An 18806-nucleotide genomic window follows, 5' to 3' on the forward strand; every position below is an offset into this window, starting at 1 on the left:
GAGAATTATTATGTCTAACATTCAAAACATGTCCCTTGAGGACATCATGGGAGAGCGCTTTGGTCGCTACTCCAAATACATTATTCAAGACCGTGCTTTGCCAGATATTCGTGATGGGCTCAAGCCGGTTCAGCGTCGCATTCTTTATTCGATGAATAAGGATGGCAATACTTTTGACAAGAGCTACCGTAAATCGGCTAAGTCAGTCGGGAATATCATGGGGAATTTCCACCCACACGGTGACAGTTCCATCTATGATGCCATGGTCCGTATGTCTCAGGACTGGAAAAATCGTGAGATTCTAGTTGAAATGCACGGTAATAACGGTTCTATGGACGGAGATCCGCCTGCAGCTATGCGTTATACTGAGGCGCGTTTGTCTGAGATTGCAGGCTATCTTCTTCAGGATATCGACAAAAAGACAGTTCCTTTTGCTTGGAACTTTGACGATACCGAGAAAGAACCAACTGTCTTACCAGCGGCTTTTCCAAACCTCTTAGTCAATGGTTCTACAGGTATTTCAGCTGGTTATGCCACAGATATTCCACCACATAATTTGGCTGAAGTTATCGATGCTACAGTCTACATGATTGATCATCCTACTGCCAAGATTGAAAAGCTCATGGAATTCTTGCCAGGGCCAGATTTTCCGACTGGAGGAATCATTCAGGGTCGTGATGAAATCAAGAAGGCCTATGAAACTGGGAAAGGGCGTGTAGTTGTTCGTTCCAAGACTGAGATTGAAAAGCTAAAAGGTGGTAAGGAACAAATCGTTATCACCGAGATTCCTTATGAAATCAATAAAGCCAATCTAGTCAAGAAAATCGATGATGTTCGTGTCAATAACAAGGTAGCAGGTATTGCTGAGGTTCGGGACGAATCTGACCGTGATGGTCTTCGTATTGCGATTGAACTCAAGAAAGACGCTAACACGGAGCTTGTTCTAAACTATCTATTTAAATACACTGACCTACAAATCAATTATAACTTCAACATGGTGGCGATTGACAATTTCATGCCTCGTCAGGTTGGGATTGTCCCAATTTTGTCTAGCTACATCGCCCACCGTCGTGAAGTGATTTTGGCACGTTCCCGCTTTGATAAGGAAAAGGCTGAGAAGCGTCTCCATATCGTGGAAGGTTTGATTCGGGTTATTTCAATTCTGGATGAAGTTATTGCCCTTATCCGTGCTTCTGAGAATAAGGCTGACGCCAAGGAAAACCTCAAGGTCAGCTATGATTTTACAGAAGAGCAGGCTGAGGCTATTGTAACCTTGCAACTTTACCGTTTGACCAATACAGACGTGGTTGTCTTGCAGGAAGAAGAAGCAGAACTTCGTGAAAAGATTGCCATGCTTGCGGCGATTATCGGTGATGAACGGACTATGTACAATCTTATGAAGAAAGAACTTCGTGAGGTCAAGAAGAAATTTGCAACTCCGCGTTTGAGTTCTTTAGAAGACACTGCGAAAGCAATCGAGATTGATACAGCTAGTCTTATCGCTGAGGAAGATACCTATGTCAGCGTGACCAAGGCAGGTTACATCAAGCGTACTAGTCCACGTTCCTTTGCGGCTTCAACGCTGGAAGAAATTGGCAAACGTGATGATGATCGTTTGATTTTTGTGCAAGTTGCCAAGACAACTCAGCACCTCTTGATGTTCACAAGTCTTGGAAATGTCATCTATCGACCAATCCATGAATTGGCAGATATTCGCTGGAAGGATATCGGAGAGCATCTGAGCCAGACCATTACAAACTTTGAAACGAATGAAGAAATCCTTTATGTGGAAGTAGTGGATCAGTTTGATGATGCGACAACCTATTTTGCAGCCACTCGTCTCGGTCAAATCAAACGTGTAGAACGTAAAGAATTCACTCCATGGAGGACCTACAAGTCTAAGTCGGTCAAGTATGCTAAGCTCAAAGACGAGACAGACCAGATTGTAGCAGTGGCTCCAATTAAACTAGATGATGTTCTCTTGATAAGTCGAAACGGTTATGCCCTGCGCTTTAACATAGAAGAGGTTCCGGTTGTGGGTGCCAAGGCTGCAGGTGTTAAGGCTATGAACCTGAAAGAAGATGATGTCCTCCAATCGGCCTTTATCTGTAATACTTCATCCTTCTACCTCTTGACTCAGCGTGGAAGCTTGAAACGTGTTTCTATTGAGGAAATTCCAGCAACCAGTCGTGCCAAACGAGGATTACAAGTTTTACGTGAGTTAAAAAATAAACCACATCGAGTTTTCTTGGCAGGAGCAGTTGCCGAGCAAGACTTCGTTGGTGACCTCTTTAGTACGGAAGTAGAAGAAAATGATCAAATTCTGCTTGTTCAATCCAACAAAGGAACTGTCTATGAAAGCCGATTGCAAGACTTGAATTTGTCAGAACGAACTAGCAACGGTAGCTTCATCTCTGACACGATTTCAGATGAAGAAGTTTTTGAGGCTTATTTATATAGTTATGAAATAGACAAGAAAACGATTGATTAATATCTGTGTTTTTGCTATAATAATAGCGAATTAAGTATAGTTTTTATGCTAAAGGAGTTTTGTATGATTAAAAATAAAGGGATTAGTAAGCGTAGTATTGGAGTATGTGGCGTTGTCATTGCAACATTTTTACTAGGTTCTGGACTAATTTTTCAATCAAATGTAGTAAAAGCTACAGAGCCAAGTGTAGCTACAGTTTCTGGTGAAAACATTGCTGCTCACAAACCTGCAAGTCAAAGTTCAATTGCCTATGGCGGAGATGCTTCTAGAGCAGTTGATGGCAATCGTGATAACGCATGGAGCCACCGTTCCGTTACCCATACAGATTTTCAAGATCATTCTTGGTGGAAAGTTGATTTAGAGAAAGAAGAATCAGTAGGAACTGTTCGTATCTACAATCGTGGAGATGGGGATGTAGCAAATCGTTTATCTAATTTTGATGTTATTTTGTTGGATAAAGCTGGAAATGAAGTGGCTCGTCAACATGTAGATAGCTTAAACAATCAACCAACAGTTGATGTTCAATTCTCAGGAGTTGCTGCACGATATGTAAAAATTGAATTAAATAAATCTAAAACTCCACTTAGTTTAGCAGAAGTTGAAGTATATCGTTCTGTAAAAGAAGAAAAAGTAGTAGCAAGTAAGAAAACAGAAAACAAAGTTAAAACAGATTATACTGCAGAACTAAATAACTATTTGTTTGGCTTGAATTATGATAAAACAAATATTTTAACTAGACGAGGCGAGGCAATAGAAAATTACACGAATACAAGCACAAAACAACAAGGAAATGAATTTGTGGTTGTAGAAAAAGTGAAGAAAAACCTTTCCAGTGGTCACGCTGATGTTGCTATTAATGGAAACGGAGATATTTTCCTAGGTGCTTTGTTTAAAGCAAATCAAGACCTTCTAGAAAATAAACCACAACAAATTAGTTTAGATCGTAGCAAAGGTAGAATTAGTGTTGATCTACCAGGAATGGTAGGCGGAGATAGCTATGTAGATGCTAATCCAACTGCAAGTGGTATGCAGGAAGGTGTGAATACCTTGTTAAACCGTTGGCATGAAAAATATGCTGCAAAAAATCCTGCTCCAGCACGTATGCAGTACGAATCAACTTCTGCTTACAGCATGAATCAATTGAAAGCAAAATTCGGAAGTGATTTTGAAAAAGTCGGTGTTAATTTGAAAATTGACTTTGAGGCTGTGAACAAGGGTGAAAAACAAGTTGAAGTTGTTGATTTTAAACAAATTTACTATACTGCTAACTTTGATGCTCCAAAAAATCCATCAGATGTATTTGCCCCAGGAGTATCGGTTGATCAATTGAAAGCACGTGGAATTGATGATAAAACACCTCCTGTATACGTGTCAAGCGTTTCATACGGACGTCAAATGTATGTCAAATTTGAAACAACAAGCAAGAGTACAGAGTTGAAAGCAGCCATCAATGCTGTAATTAAGGGAGTACCTATTAAAGCTGAATCTGAATGGGCGCGTGTCTTGAAGAATACAACTGTAACCGTTTCAATCGTAGGTGGAAATGTTGATGGTGCTGCACGTGTTGTGACAGGTACAATAGAAGATTTGAAGAAATTGATTCAAGAAGGAGCTACTTTCAGTACACAAAACCCTGCTGTTCCAATTTCTTACAAGACTGCATTCTTGAAAGATAATCAAGTAGCCACAATTCAAAGTAACACAGACTACATTGAAACTAAAGTGACTTCATACAAAAATGGTTATCTTAATTTACAACATAAGGGAGCCTATATTGCTCGTTACTATGTTTACTGGGATGAAGTAACTTATGATAAGGATGGAATTGAAAGTATTCGCTCACGTCAATGGGAAGATAATGGTAAAAACAGAACAGCTGGCTTCCAAACTGAACTTCAATTTAAAGGAAATGTACGTAACCTACGAGTGAAGATTCAAGAAAAAACAGGTCTTGTTTGGGAACCATGGCGTACAGTTTATAATCGTACAGACCTTCCTCTTGTTCAAAAACGTACAATTATTAACTCAGGTACAACACTAAGACCAAAATACGATGAAAAAGTTGAAAATAATTAATTTCTCACTTGTAAGAAGAATCAGTTCTCAGAGCTGGTTCTTTTTATTGAAGAAATTTTCTGAAAATTACAAAATATGCTTGCTATTTTAGAAAAATAGTGTAGAATAAAAGAAATAAGTTTTTAGAATAAGGAGTGGAATATGACAGTAACGATTGATTGGGAAAACCTTGGTTTCTCCTATATGAAATTACCTTATCGCTATATTGCTCATTTTAAAAATGGACAATGGAATCAAGGAGAGCTTACAGAGGATGCAACCTTACATATTTCAGAGTCTTCTCCAAGTCTTCACTATGGTCAACAAGCATTTGAAGGTTTGAAAGCTTATCGTACTAAAGATGGTAGTGTTCAACTTTTCCGTCCTGACGAAAATGCTAAACGTTTGCAACGCACTTGTGATCGTCTCTTGATGCCACAAGTTCCGACAGACATGTTTGTAGAAGCTTGTAAGGAAGTTGTCCGCGCGAATGAAGAATACATACCACCATATGGAACAGGTGGAACCCTTTATCTTCGTCCACTTTTGATTGGAGTAGGAGATATTATCGGAGTAAAACCAGCAGAGGAATACATTTTCACCATCTTTGCTATGCCAGTTGGTAATTACTTTAAGGGTGGTTTGGTTCCAACCAACTTCTTGATTCAGGATGAATACGACCGTGCCGCTCCAAATGGTACGGGTGCGGCTAAGGTTGGTGGGAACTATGCTGCCAGTCTCTTGCCAGGGAAATTGGCTAAATCACGCCATTTCTCAGATGTTATCTACCTAGACCCATCAACTCATACAAAGATTGAAGAAGTCGGTTCAGCTAACTTCTTTGGAATTACAGCTGACAATGAATTTGTAACACCATTGAGTCCATCTATCTTGCCATCTATTACTAAGTATTCTTTGCTTTATTTGGCAGAACATCGTTTGGGCTTAACTCCTATTGAAGGAGATGTACCAATTGATAATCTTGATCGTTTTGTAGAGGCAGGTGCCTGTGGTACAGCAGCAGTGATTTCACCAATTGGTGGAATTCAACACGGTGATGATTTCCATGTATTCTATAGTGAGACAGAAGTTGGGCCTGTGACTCGTAAACTCTATGATGAATTGACAGGTATTCAGTTTGGTGATATTGAAGCGCCAGAAGGATGGATTGTAAAAGTAGATTAAAATAAACAAAAGGAGATTTTTATGAAATCGAAAAAGTGGCTCTTAACAGCAGGAGTGGTCCTGAGCACAACAGCTTTTTTAGTAGCTTGTGGAAAAGCTGATAAAGAAGCAGATGCACCGACAACATTTTCATATGTCTATGCAGTAGATCCAGCATCTTTGGACTACAGTATAGCGACTCGGACATCGACGACAGACGTTATTGGAAATGTTATTGATGGTTTGATGGAAAACGACCAATACGGAAATGTTATTCCTTCCTTGGCTGAAGATTGGTCTGTGTCAAAAGATGGGTTGACTTATACTTATAAACTTCGTAAAGGAGTGAAATGGTACACTTCTGAGGGTGAAGAATACGCAGAAGTAACAGCCCATGACTTTGTGACAGGACTAAAACACGTAGCTGATGGCAAGTCAGACGGTGTCTCTCTTATTCAAAATTCAATCAAGGGCTTGGATGCCTACATGACTGGTGAAACCAATGATTTCTCTACAGTTGGTGTCAAGGCTTTGGACGATTACACAGTCGAATATACCCTAAACAAACCAGAAAGCTTTTGGAATTCTAAAGTTACAACAGCAACGATGTTACCTGTAAATGAAGAGTTTCTGAAGGCATCAGGTAAAGATTATGGAGCAGTGACTCCAGCGGGAATTCTCTATAATGGTCCTTATTTCTTGAAGACCTTGACTTCTAAATCGTTGATTGAATACGAGAAAAATCCAAATTACTGGGATAAAGAAAATGTAAAAATCGAGAAGATCAAATTGACCTACTACGATGGTTCAGATCAGGAATCATTGATTCGAAGCTTCTCTTCTGGTGCCTACACAACAGCCCGTCTCTTCCCAAGTAGTTCAAACTTTGCTTCAACTTTGGAACAATACGGAGATAAAATTACTTATAGTCCACAGGATTCAAGTAGCTATTACTTCACTTTTAACGTAAATCGTCAGTCATACAATAAAACTGCGAAAACAAGTGAAGAACAAAAGACTTCTACAAAAGAAGCTATGTTGAATAAGGATTTCCGTCAGGCTATCAACTTTGCCTTCAACCGCCATTCTTACGCTGCCCAGCTAAATGGTGAAGACGGTGCGGACAAGATTATTCGTAACAGTCTCGTTCCTGACAACTTTGTACAAGCAGGCGGTAAGAACTTTGGTCAAATTGCTCAAGCTGAGTTGGTGAACTATGGTGACCAATGGAAAGGTGTCGAGCTAGTTGATGGTAAGGATTCTATCTACAACCCTGACAAGGCTAAAGTTGCCTTTGAAAAAGCTAAGAAAGACTTGGAATCTAAAGGGGTAACCTTCCCAATTCACTTGGATGTTCCAGTTGAACAAACAGATACCATCGCCGTTCAACAAAGTAACTCTTTCAAACAGTCAATCGAATCAACTCTTGGTGCTGAAAATGTTGTCATCGATGTTCTTCAAATGACAGATAATGAAAAGGAAACAATCACTTCACAAGCGCGTGTTCCTTCTCAAAAAGACTATGATTTGAACAGTACAGGATGGGCTCCAAGCTATCAAGACCCAGCATCTTATTTAACTATCATGGATCCTAAATCAGGTTCTGCTATGAAACACCTTGGTATCACTAAAGGAAAAGATAAGGATGTTGTAGCTAAACTTGGTTTGGACCAATATAAGAAATTATTGGATGATGCAGATTCAGAAACTACGAATCTTGAAGAGCGCTATGAAAAATATGCCAAGGCTCAAGCTTGGTTGACAGATAGTTCATTATTGATGCCAACAGCCTCATCTGGTGGTTCTCCAGTTGTAAGTAATGTAGTGCCATTCTCAAAACCATACTCACAAGTTGGTATTAAGGGTGACCCATATATCTTTAAAGGAATGAAATTGCAAAAAGATATCGTTACAACAAAAGAATATGAAGAAGCACTGAAAAAATGGCAAAAAGAAAAATTGGAATCAAACGGTAAGTACCAAAAAGAACTAGAAAAACACATTAAATAAAGCAGAAAACTCTATATCAGACACGGAATGATATAGAGTTTTTTCTTGCTAGTTTTTGGATTTTCTTGTAAAATAGAAAAAGTGAAGAGAGGTATGAAATGAGTAAGAAAGATAAAAAAATTGAAATTCAAGTAGCAGATGCCAAAGTTAATGTAGGAAAAGACAGTTTTGAAGGTTATACATTGACTATCGGTAAAAAAATTATTGGAGAAATTGCCGAATTAGATGGACAATTTGCCATCATAAAGAATGGGAATGTCGATAGTTTTTATAAAAAATTGGAAAAAGCTGTGGAAATTTTGATTGAAAATTATAATTTAGCAAAATAAGTCTTGTTTTTTTGAAATTTTCATGATATAATAGTCCATGTTGATTATAGGAGAGATAGCGAAGAGGCTAAACGCGGCGGACTGTAAATCCGCTCCTTCGGGTTCGGGGGTTCGAATCCCTCTCTCTCCATTTTATCAATGGGGTATAGCCAAGCGGTAAGGCAAGGGACTTTGACTCCCTCATGCGTTGGTTCGAATCCAGCTACCCCAGTTCTTAGGTAATGATCAAGATAAAAAGCAAAATATCTTAGGGTATTTTATTTTTATAATTGAAAGACGTGAACGATATGAACATGTCCTTGCGGGTGCTTAGGAAAAAAATTATAAGTATGTCAAGTTTAAGAAAAACTTGATTGTTGGAGGATTTTTTAGATGAACGAATTTGAAGATTTGCTAAATAGCGTTAGCCAAGTTGAGACTGGTGATGTTGTTAGTGCTGAAGTATTGACAGTTGATGCGACTCAAGCTAACGTTGCAATCTCTGGAACTGGTGTTGAAGGTGTCTTGACTCTTCGCGAATTGACAAACGATCGCGATGCAGATATCAATGACTTTGTTAAAGTAGGAGAAGTATTGGATGTTCTTGTACTTCGTCAAGTAGTTGGTAAAGATACTGATACAGTTACATACCTTGTATCTAAAAAACGCCTTGAAGCTCGCAAAGCATGGGACAAACTTGTTGGTCGCGAAGAAGAAGTTGTTACTGTTAAAGGAACTCGTGCCGTTAAAGGTGGACTTTCAGTAGAATTTGAAGGTGTTCGTGGATTTATCCCAGCTTCAATGTTGGATACTCGTTTCGTACGTAACACTGAGCGTTTTGTAGGTCAAGAATTTGATGCTAAAATCAAAGAAGTTGACGCTAAAGAAAACCGCTTCATCCTTTCACGTCGTGAAGTTGTTGAAGCAGCTACAGTAGCAGCTCGCGCTGAAGTATTCGGTAAGTTGGCTGTTGGTGATGTAGTAACTGGTAAAGTTGCACGTATCACAAGCTTCGGTGCTTTCATCGACCTTGGTGGTGTTGACGGATTGGTTCACTTGACTGAATTGTCACATGAACGTAACGTTTCACCAAAATCAGTTGTAACTGTTGGTGAAGAAATTGAAGTGAAAATCCTTGATCTTAACGAAGAAGAAGGACGTGTATCACTTTCACTTAAAGCAACAACACCTGGACCATGGGATGGCGTTGAGCAAAAATTGGCTAAAGGTGATGTAGTAGAAGGAACAGTTAAACGTTTGACTGACTTCGGTGCATTTGTTGAAGTATTGCCAGGTATCGATGGACTTGTTCACGTATCACAAATTTCACACAAACGTATTGAAAATCCAAAAGAAGCTCTTAAAGTTGGTCAAGAAGTTCAAGTTAAAGTTCTTGAAGTTAACGCAGATGCAGAGCGCGTATCACTTTCTATCAAAGCTCTTGAAGAGCGTCCAGCTCAAGAAGAAGGACAAAAAGAAGAAAAACGTGCTCCACGTCCACGTCGTCCAAAACGTCAAGAAAAACGTGATTTCGAACTTCCAGAAACACAAACAGGATTCTCAATGGCTGACTTGTTCGGTGATATCGAACTTTAATCAAATTGAAAATTCACAAAATCCTTTGTTTTCTAAACAAGGGATTTTTCTTTTGTCTGCAAGCCTTTTTTGATATAATAGTTCTATGTTAGAATCAGAAAAACAATCACGTTATCAAATGTTAAATGAAGAGCTCTCTTTTTTATTGGAAGGCGAAACCAATGTTTTGGCTAATCTTTCCAACGCCAGTGCTCTTCTAAAATCACGTTTTCCTAATACCGTATTTGCAGGCTTTTATCTGTTCGATGGAAAGGAATTGGTTTTAGGTCCCTTCCAAGGAGGTGTTTCCTGCATCCGTATTGCACTTGGAAAGGGAGTTTGCGGTGAGGCAGCTCACTTTCAGGAAACTGTTCTGGTTGGTGATGTAACAACCTATCCCAACTATATTTCTTGTGATAGTCGAGCTAAAAGTGAAATTGTTGTTCCGATGGCTAAGAATGGTCAATTACTTGGAGTTCTGGATATGGATTCTTCAGAGATTGATGATTATGATGCTATGGATCGAGATTATTTGGAACAATTTGTCGCTATTTTGCTTGAAAAGACAGAATGGGACTTTACAATGTTTGAGGAGAAAGCCTAATGTATCAAGCACTTTATCGAAAATATAGAAGTCAAAATTTCTCCCAGTTGGTTGGTCAAGAAGTTGTTGCTAAGACTCTTAAACAAGCGGTGGAGCAAGAGAAAATAAGTCATGCTTATCTTTTTTCTGGCCCTCGTGGGACGGGAAAAACCAGTGTAGCTAAAATTTTTGCTAAAGCTATGAATTGTCCCAATCAAGTGGGTGGTGAACCTTGTAATAACTGCTATATTTGTCAAGCAGTGACAGATGGTAGTTTAGAAGATGTCATTGAAATGGATGCGGCTTCTAATAATGGGGTCGATGAAATCCGTGAAATTCGTGATAAATCTACCTACGCCCCTAGCCTTGCCCGTTATAAGGTTTATATAATAGATGAGGTTCACATGTTGTCTACAGGGGCTTTTAATGCTCTCCTAAAGACGTTGGAAGAGCCAACACAGAATGTGGTCTTTATTTTAGCTACAACGGAATTGCACAAGATTCCTGCGACTATTCTATCCCGTGTGCAACGTTTTGAATTTAAATCAATTAAGACACAAGATATTAAGGAACATATCCACTATATCTTAGACAAAGAAAATATCAGTTCTGAACCAGAGGCTGTGGAAATCATTGCCAGACGGGCTGAAGGTGGAATGCGAGATGCCTTGTCTATTTTGGATCAAGCGCTGAGTTTGACACAGGGAAATGAATTGACGACTGCTATCTCTGAAGAAATTACAGGAACTATTAGTCTGTCAGCCTTGGATGATTATGTGTCTGCCTTATCTCAACAGGATGTTCCCAAAGCCTTGTCTTGCTTAAATCTTCTCTTTGAGAATGGTAAGAGCATGACTCGTTTTGTGACCGATCTTTTGCACTATTTAAGAGATTTGTTAATTGTTCAAACAGGTGGAGAAAACACTCATCATAGTCCAGTCTTTGTAGAAAACTTGGCACTTCCTCAAGAAAATCTGTTTGAAATGATTCGCTTGGCGACAGTCAGTTTAGCAGATATTAAGTCTAGTTTACAGCTAAAGATTTATGCTGAGATGATGACTATTCGATTGGCAGAGATTGAGCCTGAACCAGCTCTTTCAGGGGCGGTTGAAAATGAAATTGCTACGCTGAGACAGGAAGTTGCCCGTCTCAAACAAGAACTCGCCAATGTGGGAACTGTAGCCAAGCCAACTAGTCCAGCGCCTAGTCGTCCAGCGGCAGGCAAAACAGTCTATCGTGTAGATCGCAATAAAGTTCAATCTATCTTACAAGAGGCCGTCGAAAATCCTGATTTAGCACGTCAAAATCTGATTCGTTTACAGAATGCCTGGGGAGAGGTGATTGAAAGTCTTGGAGGTCCTGATAAGGCTCTGCTAGTTGGATCTCAACCAGTTGCGGCCAATGAACACCACGCTATTCTTGCTTTTGAGTCTAACTTCAATGCTGGTCAAACCATGAAACGAGACAATCTCAACACCATGTTTGGCAACATTCTAAGTCAAGCAGCAGGTTTTTCACCTGAGATTTTAGCTATTTCTATGGAAGAATGGAAAGAAGTTCGCGCAGCCTTTTCAGCCAAAGCCAAATCTTCTCAAACTGAAAAAGAAGCAGAAGAAAGCCTGATTCCAGAAGGATTTGAATTTTTGGCAGATAAAGTGAAGGTAGAGGAAGACTAAAGAAAGATTTCATGATACAATAAGTTTATGAATAGACAACAATTTATTATCATCGCGCTGTTTACAGCTGCTGAGACCTATTTTTTTAATGAAGCCTGGATGACTGGTCGCTATATTATGGCAGCCTTTTGGGCCATTTTGCTCTTTAGAAATTTTCGAGTCAGTTACTTGATGGGGAAAATAGTAGATGTCATTGACCAGCACTTGAAAGGAAAAGACTAGTCCTCAGCTTCTAGACAAAATCAAAGCCTTTTAGGCTTTTTTTGTTATACTATAAAAGTATATTTATTGACCTTTTACCGTGTTTTCTAGGGAAATCAAGTATGTTTCTAGTAAGTATTGTAAAGGCCTTGAAAAAGAAAGGAACTATCATGTCAGTATTAGAGATCAAAGATCTTCACGTTGAGATTGAAGGAAAAGAAATTTTAAAAGGGGTTAACCTGACCCTGAAAACAGGTGAAATAGCCGCTATCATGGGGCCAAATGGTACGGGTAAATCGACTCTCTCTGCCGCTATCATGGGAAATCCAAACTATGAAGTTACCAAAGGTGAAGTCTTGTTTGACGGCGTCAACATTCTTGAATTGGAAGTAGACGAGCGTGCGCGTATGGGACTTTTCCTTGCTATGCAATACCCATCAGAAATTCCTGGAATTACTAACGCTGAGTTTCTTCGTGCAGCCATGAATGCTGGTAAAGAAGACGATGAGAAGATTTCAGTTCGTGAGTTTATCACTAAATTGGATGAGAAGATGGAATTGCTCAACATGAAAGAAGAAATGGCTGAGCGTTACCTCAACGAAGGTTTCTCTGGTGGTGAGAAAAAACGTAATGAAATTCTTCAACTCTTGATGTTGGAACCAACATTTGCCCTTTTGGACGAGATTGACTCTGGTCTTGATATTGATGCCCTTAAAGTTGTGTCTAAAGGTGTGAATGCCATGCGTGGGGAAGGCTTTGGTGCTATGATTATCACTCACTACCAACGTCTTTTGAACTACATCACACCTGATGTGGTACACGTCATGATGGAAGGTCGTGTTGTCCTTTCTGGTGGTCCAGAATTGGCTGCGCGTTTGGAACGTGAAGGATACGCAAAACTAGCTGAAGAACTTGGCTACGACTACAAGGAAGAATTGTAATTCCCTCGTATCTTTTAGGAGAAGTAAATGACTAAAGAAAATATTAAACTTTTTTCAGAAATGCACGCTGAACCAAGCTGGTTGGCTGACCTCCGTCAAAAAGCTTTTGATAAGATTGAGAGTTTAGAATTACCGGTTATTGAGCGTGTCAAATTCCACCGTTGGAATCTGGGTGATGGAACGATTATAGAAAGTGAGCCATCAGCAAATGTTCCAGATTTCACTGCACTAGATAACCACTTGAAATTGGTTCAAGTAGGAACTCAAACTGTTTTTGAGCAAATTCCAGTTGAGTTGGCTGAACAGGGTGTCGTCTTTACAGACTTCCACTCAGCTTTAGAAGAAATTCCAGAGCTTATTGAGGAATTCTTCATGTCATCTGTTAAGTATGACGATGACAAGTTGGCAGCCTACCATACAGCTTATTTCAACAGTGGTGCTGTTCTCTACATTCCTGATAATGTTGAGATTAAAGAACCAATCGAAGGAATTTTCTATCAAGACAGCGATAGTGATGTGCCGTTTAACAAGCATATTATGATTATCGCTGGTAAAAATTCTAAGATTAGTTATCTGGAACGTTTAGAGTCACGCGGTGAAGGAAGTGCCAAAGCAACTGCTAATATCACAGTAGAAGTAATTGCACGTTCTGGTGCGCAAGTGAAGTTTGCGGCTATTGACCGTTTAGGTGAAAACGTCACTGCCTACATTAGCCGTCGAGGTAAATTGGGCAACGATGCAAGCATTGACTGGGCGATTGGTGTTATGAACGAAGGAAACGTCGTTGCTGACTTTGATAGCGACCTGATTGGTAACGGTAGCCATGCCGACCTAAAAGTGGTAGCTCTTTCAAGTGGACGTCAGATTCAAGGGATTGATACTCGTGTGACTAACTATGGTTGCAACTCAATCGGAAATATCCTCCAGCATGGGGTTATCCTTGAAAAAGCAACTTTGACCTTCAACGGTATCGGTCATATCATCAAGGGTGCTAAGGGAGCCGATGCGCAACAAGAGAGTCGTGTTCTCATGCTTTCAGATCAAGCGCGTTCAGATGCCAATCCAATTCTTTTGATTGATGAAAATGACGTAACTGCAGGACACGCGGCTTCTATCGGTCAGGTGGATCCAGAAGATATGTACTACCTCATGAGCCGTGGTCTGGATAAGGCAACTGCAGAACGTTTGGTTGTTCGTGGTTTCCTTGGATCTGTTATCGTTGAGATACCAGTCAAAGAAGTTCGTGATGAAATGATTGCAACTATTGAAGAAAAATTGTCAAAACGCTAAGGGGTAGCCTATGATAGATGTAGAAGCGATTCGCAAGGATTTTCCGATTTTAGACCAGATTGTTAACGATGAACCTCTGGTCTATCTGGACAATGCTGCGACGACACAAAAACCACTAGCAGTTCTGGAGACGATTAACCGCTACTATGAGAACGACAATGCCAATGTTCATCGTGGCGTTCATACCTTGGCTGAAAGGGCGACAGCATCTTATGAAGCTGCCCGTGAAACCATTCGTAAGTTTATCAATGCAGGCTCTACAAAGGAAGTTCTCTTTACTAGAGGAACGACAACCAGTCTTAACTGGGTGGCGCGCTTTGCTGAGGAAATCCTGACTGAGGGAGACCAGGTCTTGATTTCTATCATGGAACACCATTCCAATATTATTCCTTGGCAGGAAGCCTGTCGCAAGACTGGAGCAGAGCTGGTCTATGTTTATCTCAAGGACGGTGCCTTGGATATGGATGACTTGCGAGCTAAATTGACGGACAATGTCAAGTTTGTTTCGCTAGCTCATGCCTCTAATGTTCTTGGAGTGATCAATCCAATTAAGGAAATTACTCAAATGGCCCACCAAGTTGGAGCAATCATGGTGGTAGATGGTGCTCAATCTACACCCCATATGAAGATTGATGTTCAGGACTTGGATGTGGACTTCTTCGCCTTTTCAGGTCACAAGATGGCGGGTCCAACTGGTATTGGTGTCCTTTACGGCAAAGAGAAGTATCTGGAACAAATGTCACCAGTTGAATTTGGCGGTGAGATGATTGATTTCGTCTATGAGCAATCTGCTAGTTGGAAAGAATTGCCTTGGAAATTTGAGGCTGGAACGCCCAATATGGCAGGTGCTATTGGACTTGCAGCAGCAGTGGATTATCTGGAAAAGATTGGTATGGATGCCATTGAAGCTCATGAGCAGGAATTGATTTCATACGTCTATCCGAAACTGCAGGCGATTGAAGGATTGACCATTTATGGTTCGCAGAACTTGGCTCAACGTTCAGGTGTCATTGCTTTTAACCTAGGCGACCTTCATCCTCACGACCTTGCGACTGCTTTGGATTATGAAGGAGTGGCTGTTCGAGCAGGTCACCACTGTGCGCAACCCTTGCTTCAGTATTTGGAAGTTCCAGCAACAGCTCGTGCAAGTTTTTATATCTACAATACCAAGGCAGATTGCGACAAGTTGGTCGATGCCCTACAAAAGACAAAGGAGTTTTTCAATGGCACTTTCTAAACTAGATAGCCTTTATATGGCAGTGGTAGCGGACCATTCGAAAAATCCACATCACCAAGGGAAGTTGGAAGATGCTGAGCAAATCAGTCTCAACAATCCGACCTGTGGAGATGTCATCAACCTCTCTGTCAAGTTTGATGCAGATGATCGTTTGGAGGATATCGCTTTTCTAAACTCAGGCTGTACCATCTCAACTGCCTCTGCTAGTATGATGACGGACGCAGTTTTAGGAAAAACCAAACAAGAAATTTTAGAACTTGCGACTATTTTTTCTGAAATGGTTCAAGGGCAAAAAGATGACAGACAAGATAGTCTTGGAGATGCAGCCTTCTTGTCAGGTGTTGCTAAATTCCCTCAACGAATTAAGTGTGCAACCCTAGCTTGGAATGCCCTGAAGAAAACAATTGAAAATCAAGAAAATTAGTAAGACAAGTTTCTTTTGTCTTATGAATCAGTAGAAATGAAGAATAAAGGAAAGGATATTATGGCTGAAGAAAGAGTAGAACCAAAACCAATTGATCTTGGTGAATATAAATTTGGTTTCCATGACGATGTAGAGCCTGTCCTATCGACAGGAAAAGGATTGAACGAAGATGTCATTCGCGAATTATCAGCTGCTAAGGGAGAACCTGAGTGGATGTTAGAATTCCGTTTGAAGTCTTATGAAACCTTCAAAAAAATGCCAATGCAGACTTGGGGAGCAGATTTGTCAGAGATTGACTTTGATGACTTGATTTACTATCAAAAACCATCTGATAAACCAGCCCGTTCATGGGATGAAGTTCCTGAAAAAATCAAAGAAACCTTTGAGCGTATCGGGATTCCTGAAGCTGAGCGTGCTTATCTAGCAGGTGCCTCTGCCCAGTACGAGTCAGAAGTGGTTTACCACAACATGAAGGAAGAGTTCCAAAAATTGGGGATTATCTTTACAGATACAGATTCTGCCCTCAAGGAATACCCAGACTTGTTTAAACAATACTTTGCGAAGTTGGTACCGCCGACTGATAACAAGTTGGCTGCCCTGAACTCAGCAGTATGGTCAGGTGGAACCTTTATCTACGTACCAAAAGGTGTTAAGGTAGATATTCCGCTTCAAACTTATTTCCGTATCAACAACGAAAATACAGGTCAGTTCGAACGTACCTTGATTATCGTTGATGAGGGAGCAAGCGTCCATTACGTAGAAGGATGTACGGCACCAACATATTCAAGTAACAGCTTGCATGCTGCCATCGTAGAAATTTTTGCCTTAGATGGTGCTTATATGCGTTATACAACCATCCAAAACTGGTCTGATAACGTTTATAACTTGGTTACTAAGCGTGCTAAGGCTCAAAAGGATGCCACGGTTGAGTGGATTGATGGTAACTTGGGTGCAAAGACTACTATGAAATACCCATCTGTTTACCTTGATGGAGAAGGGGCGCGTGGTACTATGCTTTCTATTGCCTTTGCTAATGCAGGGCAACACCAAGATACGGGTGCTAAGATGATTCACAATGCTCCACATACTAGCTCGTCTATTGTTTCTAAATCCATCGCTAAAGGCGGAGGAAAGGTTGACTACCGTGGACAGGTAACCTTTAATAAGAACTCTAAAAAATCTGTCTCTCACATCGAGTGTGATACTATTATCATGGATGACTTGTCAGCATCAGATACTATTCCATTTAATGAAATTCACAACTCACAAGTCGCTTTGGAACACGAAGCTAAGGTATCTAAGATTTCTGAAGAACAACTCTATTACCTCATGAGCCGTGGATTGTCAGAATCTGAGGCAACTGAGATGATTGTTATGGGATTTGTAGAACCCTTCACAAAAGAGCTTCCAATGGAGTATGCTGTTGAGCTTAACCGCTTGATTAGCTATGAAATGGAAGGATCAGTTGGATAAAGTTATATTTTAGTAGAACTAAGAAATAGTAAAAAAATCGCGGTTTAAAATCGCGATTTTTTTATAATTTTTCGTTGATGAAGCGGATAAACTGATTCCACCAAACTTTTAAGAAGAAGGCTTTTTCAACTTTCTTTTCTGCTAGCATTTCGAAACTAGGACGTTCAGTGGTAATGTAACCTTGACCAATCAAGTCCTTGTCTTCATAAGTTAAATGGCCAACCACTGTTCCAGCTTCAAGTGGTGCTGGGATTGCTTTGGAATCAGGTGTGAATTGAACAGATTGGGAAGATTGATTCCCAACACGTTCAATTAGAGAGATATCATCTTTGGCAACAGCAGTGACTGTATCTTCTTTTCCGTCTTGTACAGGGACTTTGCTATCTTGGTAGGCCTCGCCTTTTTGAACGATTTTGCGAAGTGTGAATGTAGAAGAGATATAATCCATTAGTGAAGATGTAGCTGTGAAACGAGCGTAAGGATTATTGGCTTGATGATCTGCATTCAAAACAACTGTGATAACCCTCATTCCTTTTTCGACAGTAGTACCAACAAAAGACTCTCCAGCTTTGTCTGTTGTTCCTGTTTTCAGTCCATCAAAACCACCACGGTAAGCAGGCATGCCTTCTAACATGTAGTTTGTTGAAGTGATTGTCATTCCAGCAAAAGTAGAAGATGGTTTTTTGGTGATTTCCAAGACTTGTGGGTACTTTTTGATGAGGTTACGAGCAACGATAGCAACATCATAAGCACTGAGCTTGTTTTCATCATCTTTTTTAGAGCCTGGGTAAATGTTATCCCCTAGAGTCTCATTGTTCAGACCAGTTGTATTGACAACAGTAGCATCTTGAATTCCCCATTCCAAGAGTTTTGCCCGCATCATATCGACGAAATCTTTTTCTGAGCCAGCAATTTTCTCAGCTAGAGCAATGGCTGCACTGTTAGCGCTAGATACTAGTGTTGCTTCCAGTAGTTGTTCGACGGTATAATTACGAGCCTCCATAGGGACGTTACTTGCTTCAGAATTAGTTGTTAATTTGTAAGGATATTCAGAAATATCTACTGGGGTAGATAGCGAAATACTTCCGTTTTCCAAGGCTTCATAGACAAGATAAACTGTAATTAATTTTGTAATAGAAGCGATTTCGACTGGCTGAGTTGCATCTTTTTCATAAAGTATTTTTCCAGTATTTGCCTCAACGGCAATTGCATGTTTTGCAGCAATATTAAAATCTTGAGCAGCAACAGTAGATGCTGACCCAATCACAGATAAGCTTAGTAGAGTTAAAATGATTTTTTTCATAGTAAGTTTATTCTAACATAAAGAAAAAAATATTCCCAGTTTCACGATAGAAGAAAGAAGCTTTTTTGAAAGTGT

15 protein-coding genes and 2 tRNA genes are annotated in these 18806 nt (G+C 40.1%); 16 read left to right on the plus strand and 1 reads right to left on the minus strand.

Annotated features, from left to right (window positions below; translation table 11 throughout):
- The first annotated feature begins 10 nt into the window (after positions 1-10).
- The 16 genes from parC (at position 11) to sufB (ending at position 17428) form a co-directional block, all read left to right on the plus strand.
- The gene (gene parC, locus SK642_RS03955) at positions 11-2491 is read left to right on the plus strand and encodes a DNA topoisomerase IV subunit A (RefSeq protein WP_080708928.1); all 2481 of its coding nucleotides are present in this window, start codon (positions 11-13) and stop codon (positions 2489-2491) included.
- A gap of 63 nt (positions 2492-2554) precedes the next feature.
- Positions 2555-4567 (plus strand): thiol-activated cytolysin family protein, encoded by a 2013-nt coding sequence (locus SK642_RS03960; protein WP_080708929.1) that lies wholly within the window; start codon positions 2555-2557, stop codon positions 4565-4567.
- 141 nt (positions 4568-4708) lie between these two features.
- Positions 4709-5731, plus strand: a complete 1023-nt coding sequence (locus SK642_RS03965) for a branched-chain amino acid aminotransferase (protein ID WP_033683465.1) — start codon at positions 4709-4711, stop codon at positions 5729-5731.
- 21 nt (positions 5732-5752) lie between these two features.
- Positions 5753-7720, plus strand: a complete 1968-nt coding sequence (locus SK642_RS03970) for a peptide ABC transporter substrate-binding protein (protein ID WP_033683466.1) — start codon at positions 5753-5755, stop codon at positions 7718-7720.
- A 98-nt stretch (positions 7721-7818) separates the two neighbouring features.
- The gene (locus SK642_RS03975; RefSeq protein ID WP_033683467.1) at positions 7819-8049 is read left to right on the plus strand and encodes a DUF2969 domain-containing protein; all 231 of its coding nucleotides are present in this window, start codon (positions 7819-7821) and stop codon (positions 8047-8049) included.
- Positions 8050-8098: 49 nt separating this feature from the next.
- Positions 8099-8179 (plus strand) — tRNA-Tyr (locus SK642_RS03980).
- Positions 8180-8188: 9 nt separating this feature from the next.
- Positions 8189-8260, plus strand: a tRNA-Gln gene (locus SK642_RS03985).
- 161 nt (positions 8261-8421) lie between these two features.
- Positions 8422-9624, plus strand: coding sequence for a 30S ribosomal protein S1 (gene rpsA, locus SK642_RS03990; protein ID WP_033683468.1), 1203 nt, complete (start codon positions 8422-8424; stop codon positions 9622-9624).
- An 85-nt stretch (positions 9625-9709) separates the two neighbouring features.
- A complete protein-coding gene (locus SK642_RS03995) occupies positions 9710-10207 on the plus strand; it encodes a GAF domain-containing protein (protein ID WP_033683469.1) in 498 nt (165 codons plus the stop codon).
- Positions 10207-11862 (plus strand): DNA polymerase III subunit gamma/tau, encoded by a 1656-nt coding sequence (gene dnaX, locus SK642_RS04000; protein ID WP_033683470.1) that lies wholly within the window; start codon positions 10207-10209, stop codon positions 11860-11862. Before SK642_RS03995 ends, dnaX begins: the two co-directional genes overlap by 1 nt.
- Before the next feature lie 27 nt (positions 11863-11889).
- The gene (locus tag SK642_RS04005; protein ID WP_001081602.1) at positions 11890-12084 is read left to right on the plus strand and encodes a DUF3272 domain-containing protein; all 195 of its coding nucleotides are present in this window, start codon (positions 11890-11892) and stop codon (positions 12082-12084) included.
- 149 nt (positions 12085-12233) lie between these two features.
- On the plus strand, positions 12234-13004 hold the full coding sequence (sufC, locus tag SK642_RS04010; RefSeq protein WP_000114489.1) for a Fe-S cluster assembly ATPase SufC: 771 nt from the start codon (positions 12234-12236) through the stop codon (positions 13002-13004).
- Between the two features lie 27 nt (positions 13005-13031).
- Positions 13032-14294, plus strand: a complete 1263-nt coding sequence (sufD, locus tag SK642_RS04015; RefSeq protein WP_033683471.1) for a Fe-S cluster assembly protein SufD — start codon at positions 13032-13034, stop codon at positions 14292-14294.
- A gap of 10 nt (positions 14295-14304) precedes the next feature.
- The gene (locus SK642_RS04020) at positions 14305-15531 is read left to right on the plus strand and encodes a cysteine desulfurase (protein ID WP_033683472.1); all 1227 of its coding nucleotides are present in this window, start codon (positions 14305-14307) and stop codon (positions 15529-15531) included.
- Complete coding sequence (sufU, locus tag SK642_RS04025; protein WP_033683473.1) at positions 15518-15955, plus strand: Fe-S cluster assembly sulfur transfer protein SufU; 438 nt, start codon at positions 15518-15520, stop codon at positions 15953-15955. Before SK642_RS04020 ends, sufU begins: the two co-directional genes overlap by 14 nt.
- A gap of 60 nt (positions 15956-16015) precedes the next feature.
- Positions 16016-17428 (plus strand): Fe-S cluster assembly protein SufB, encoded by a 1413-nt coding sequence (sufB, locus tag SK642_RS04030; RefSeq protein WP_000797054.1) that lies wholly within the window; start codon positions 16016-16018, stop codon positions 17426-17428.
- 61 nt (positions 17429-17489) lie between these two features.
- Here the strand turns inward: sufB and pbp3 are convergent, their stop codons facing one another.
- On the minus strand, positions 17490-18731 hold the full coding sequence (pbp3, locus tag SK642_RS04035) for a D-alanyl-D-alanine carboxypeptidase PBP3 (protein WP_033683474.1): 1242 nt from the start codon (positions 18729-18731) through the stop codon (positions 17490-17492).
- Positions 18732-18806: the final 75 nt, after the last annotated feature.

Source organism: Streptococcus mitis (genome assembly GCF_000722705.1).
In the GTDB taxonomy this organism is placed as follows: Bacteria; Bacillota; Bacilli; order Lactobacillales; family Streptococcaceae; genus Streptococcus; species Streptococcus mitis_P.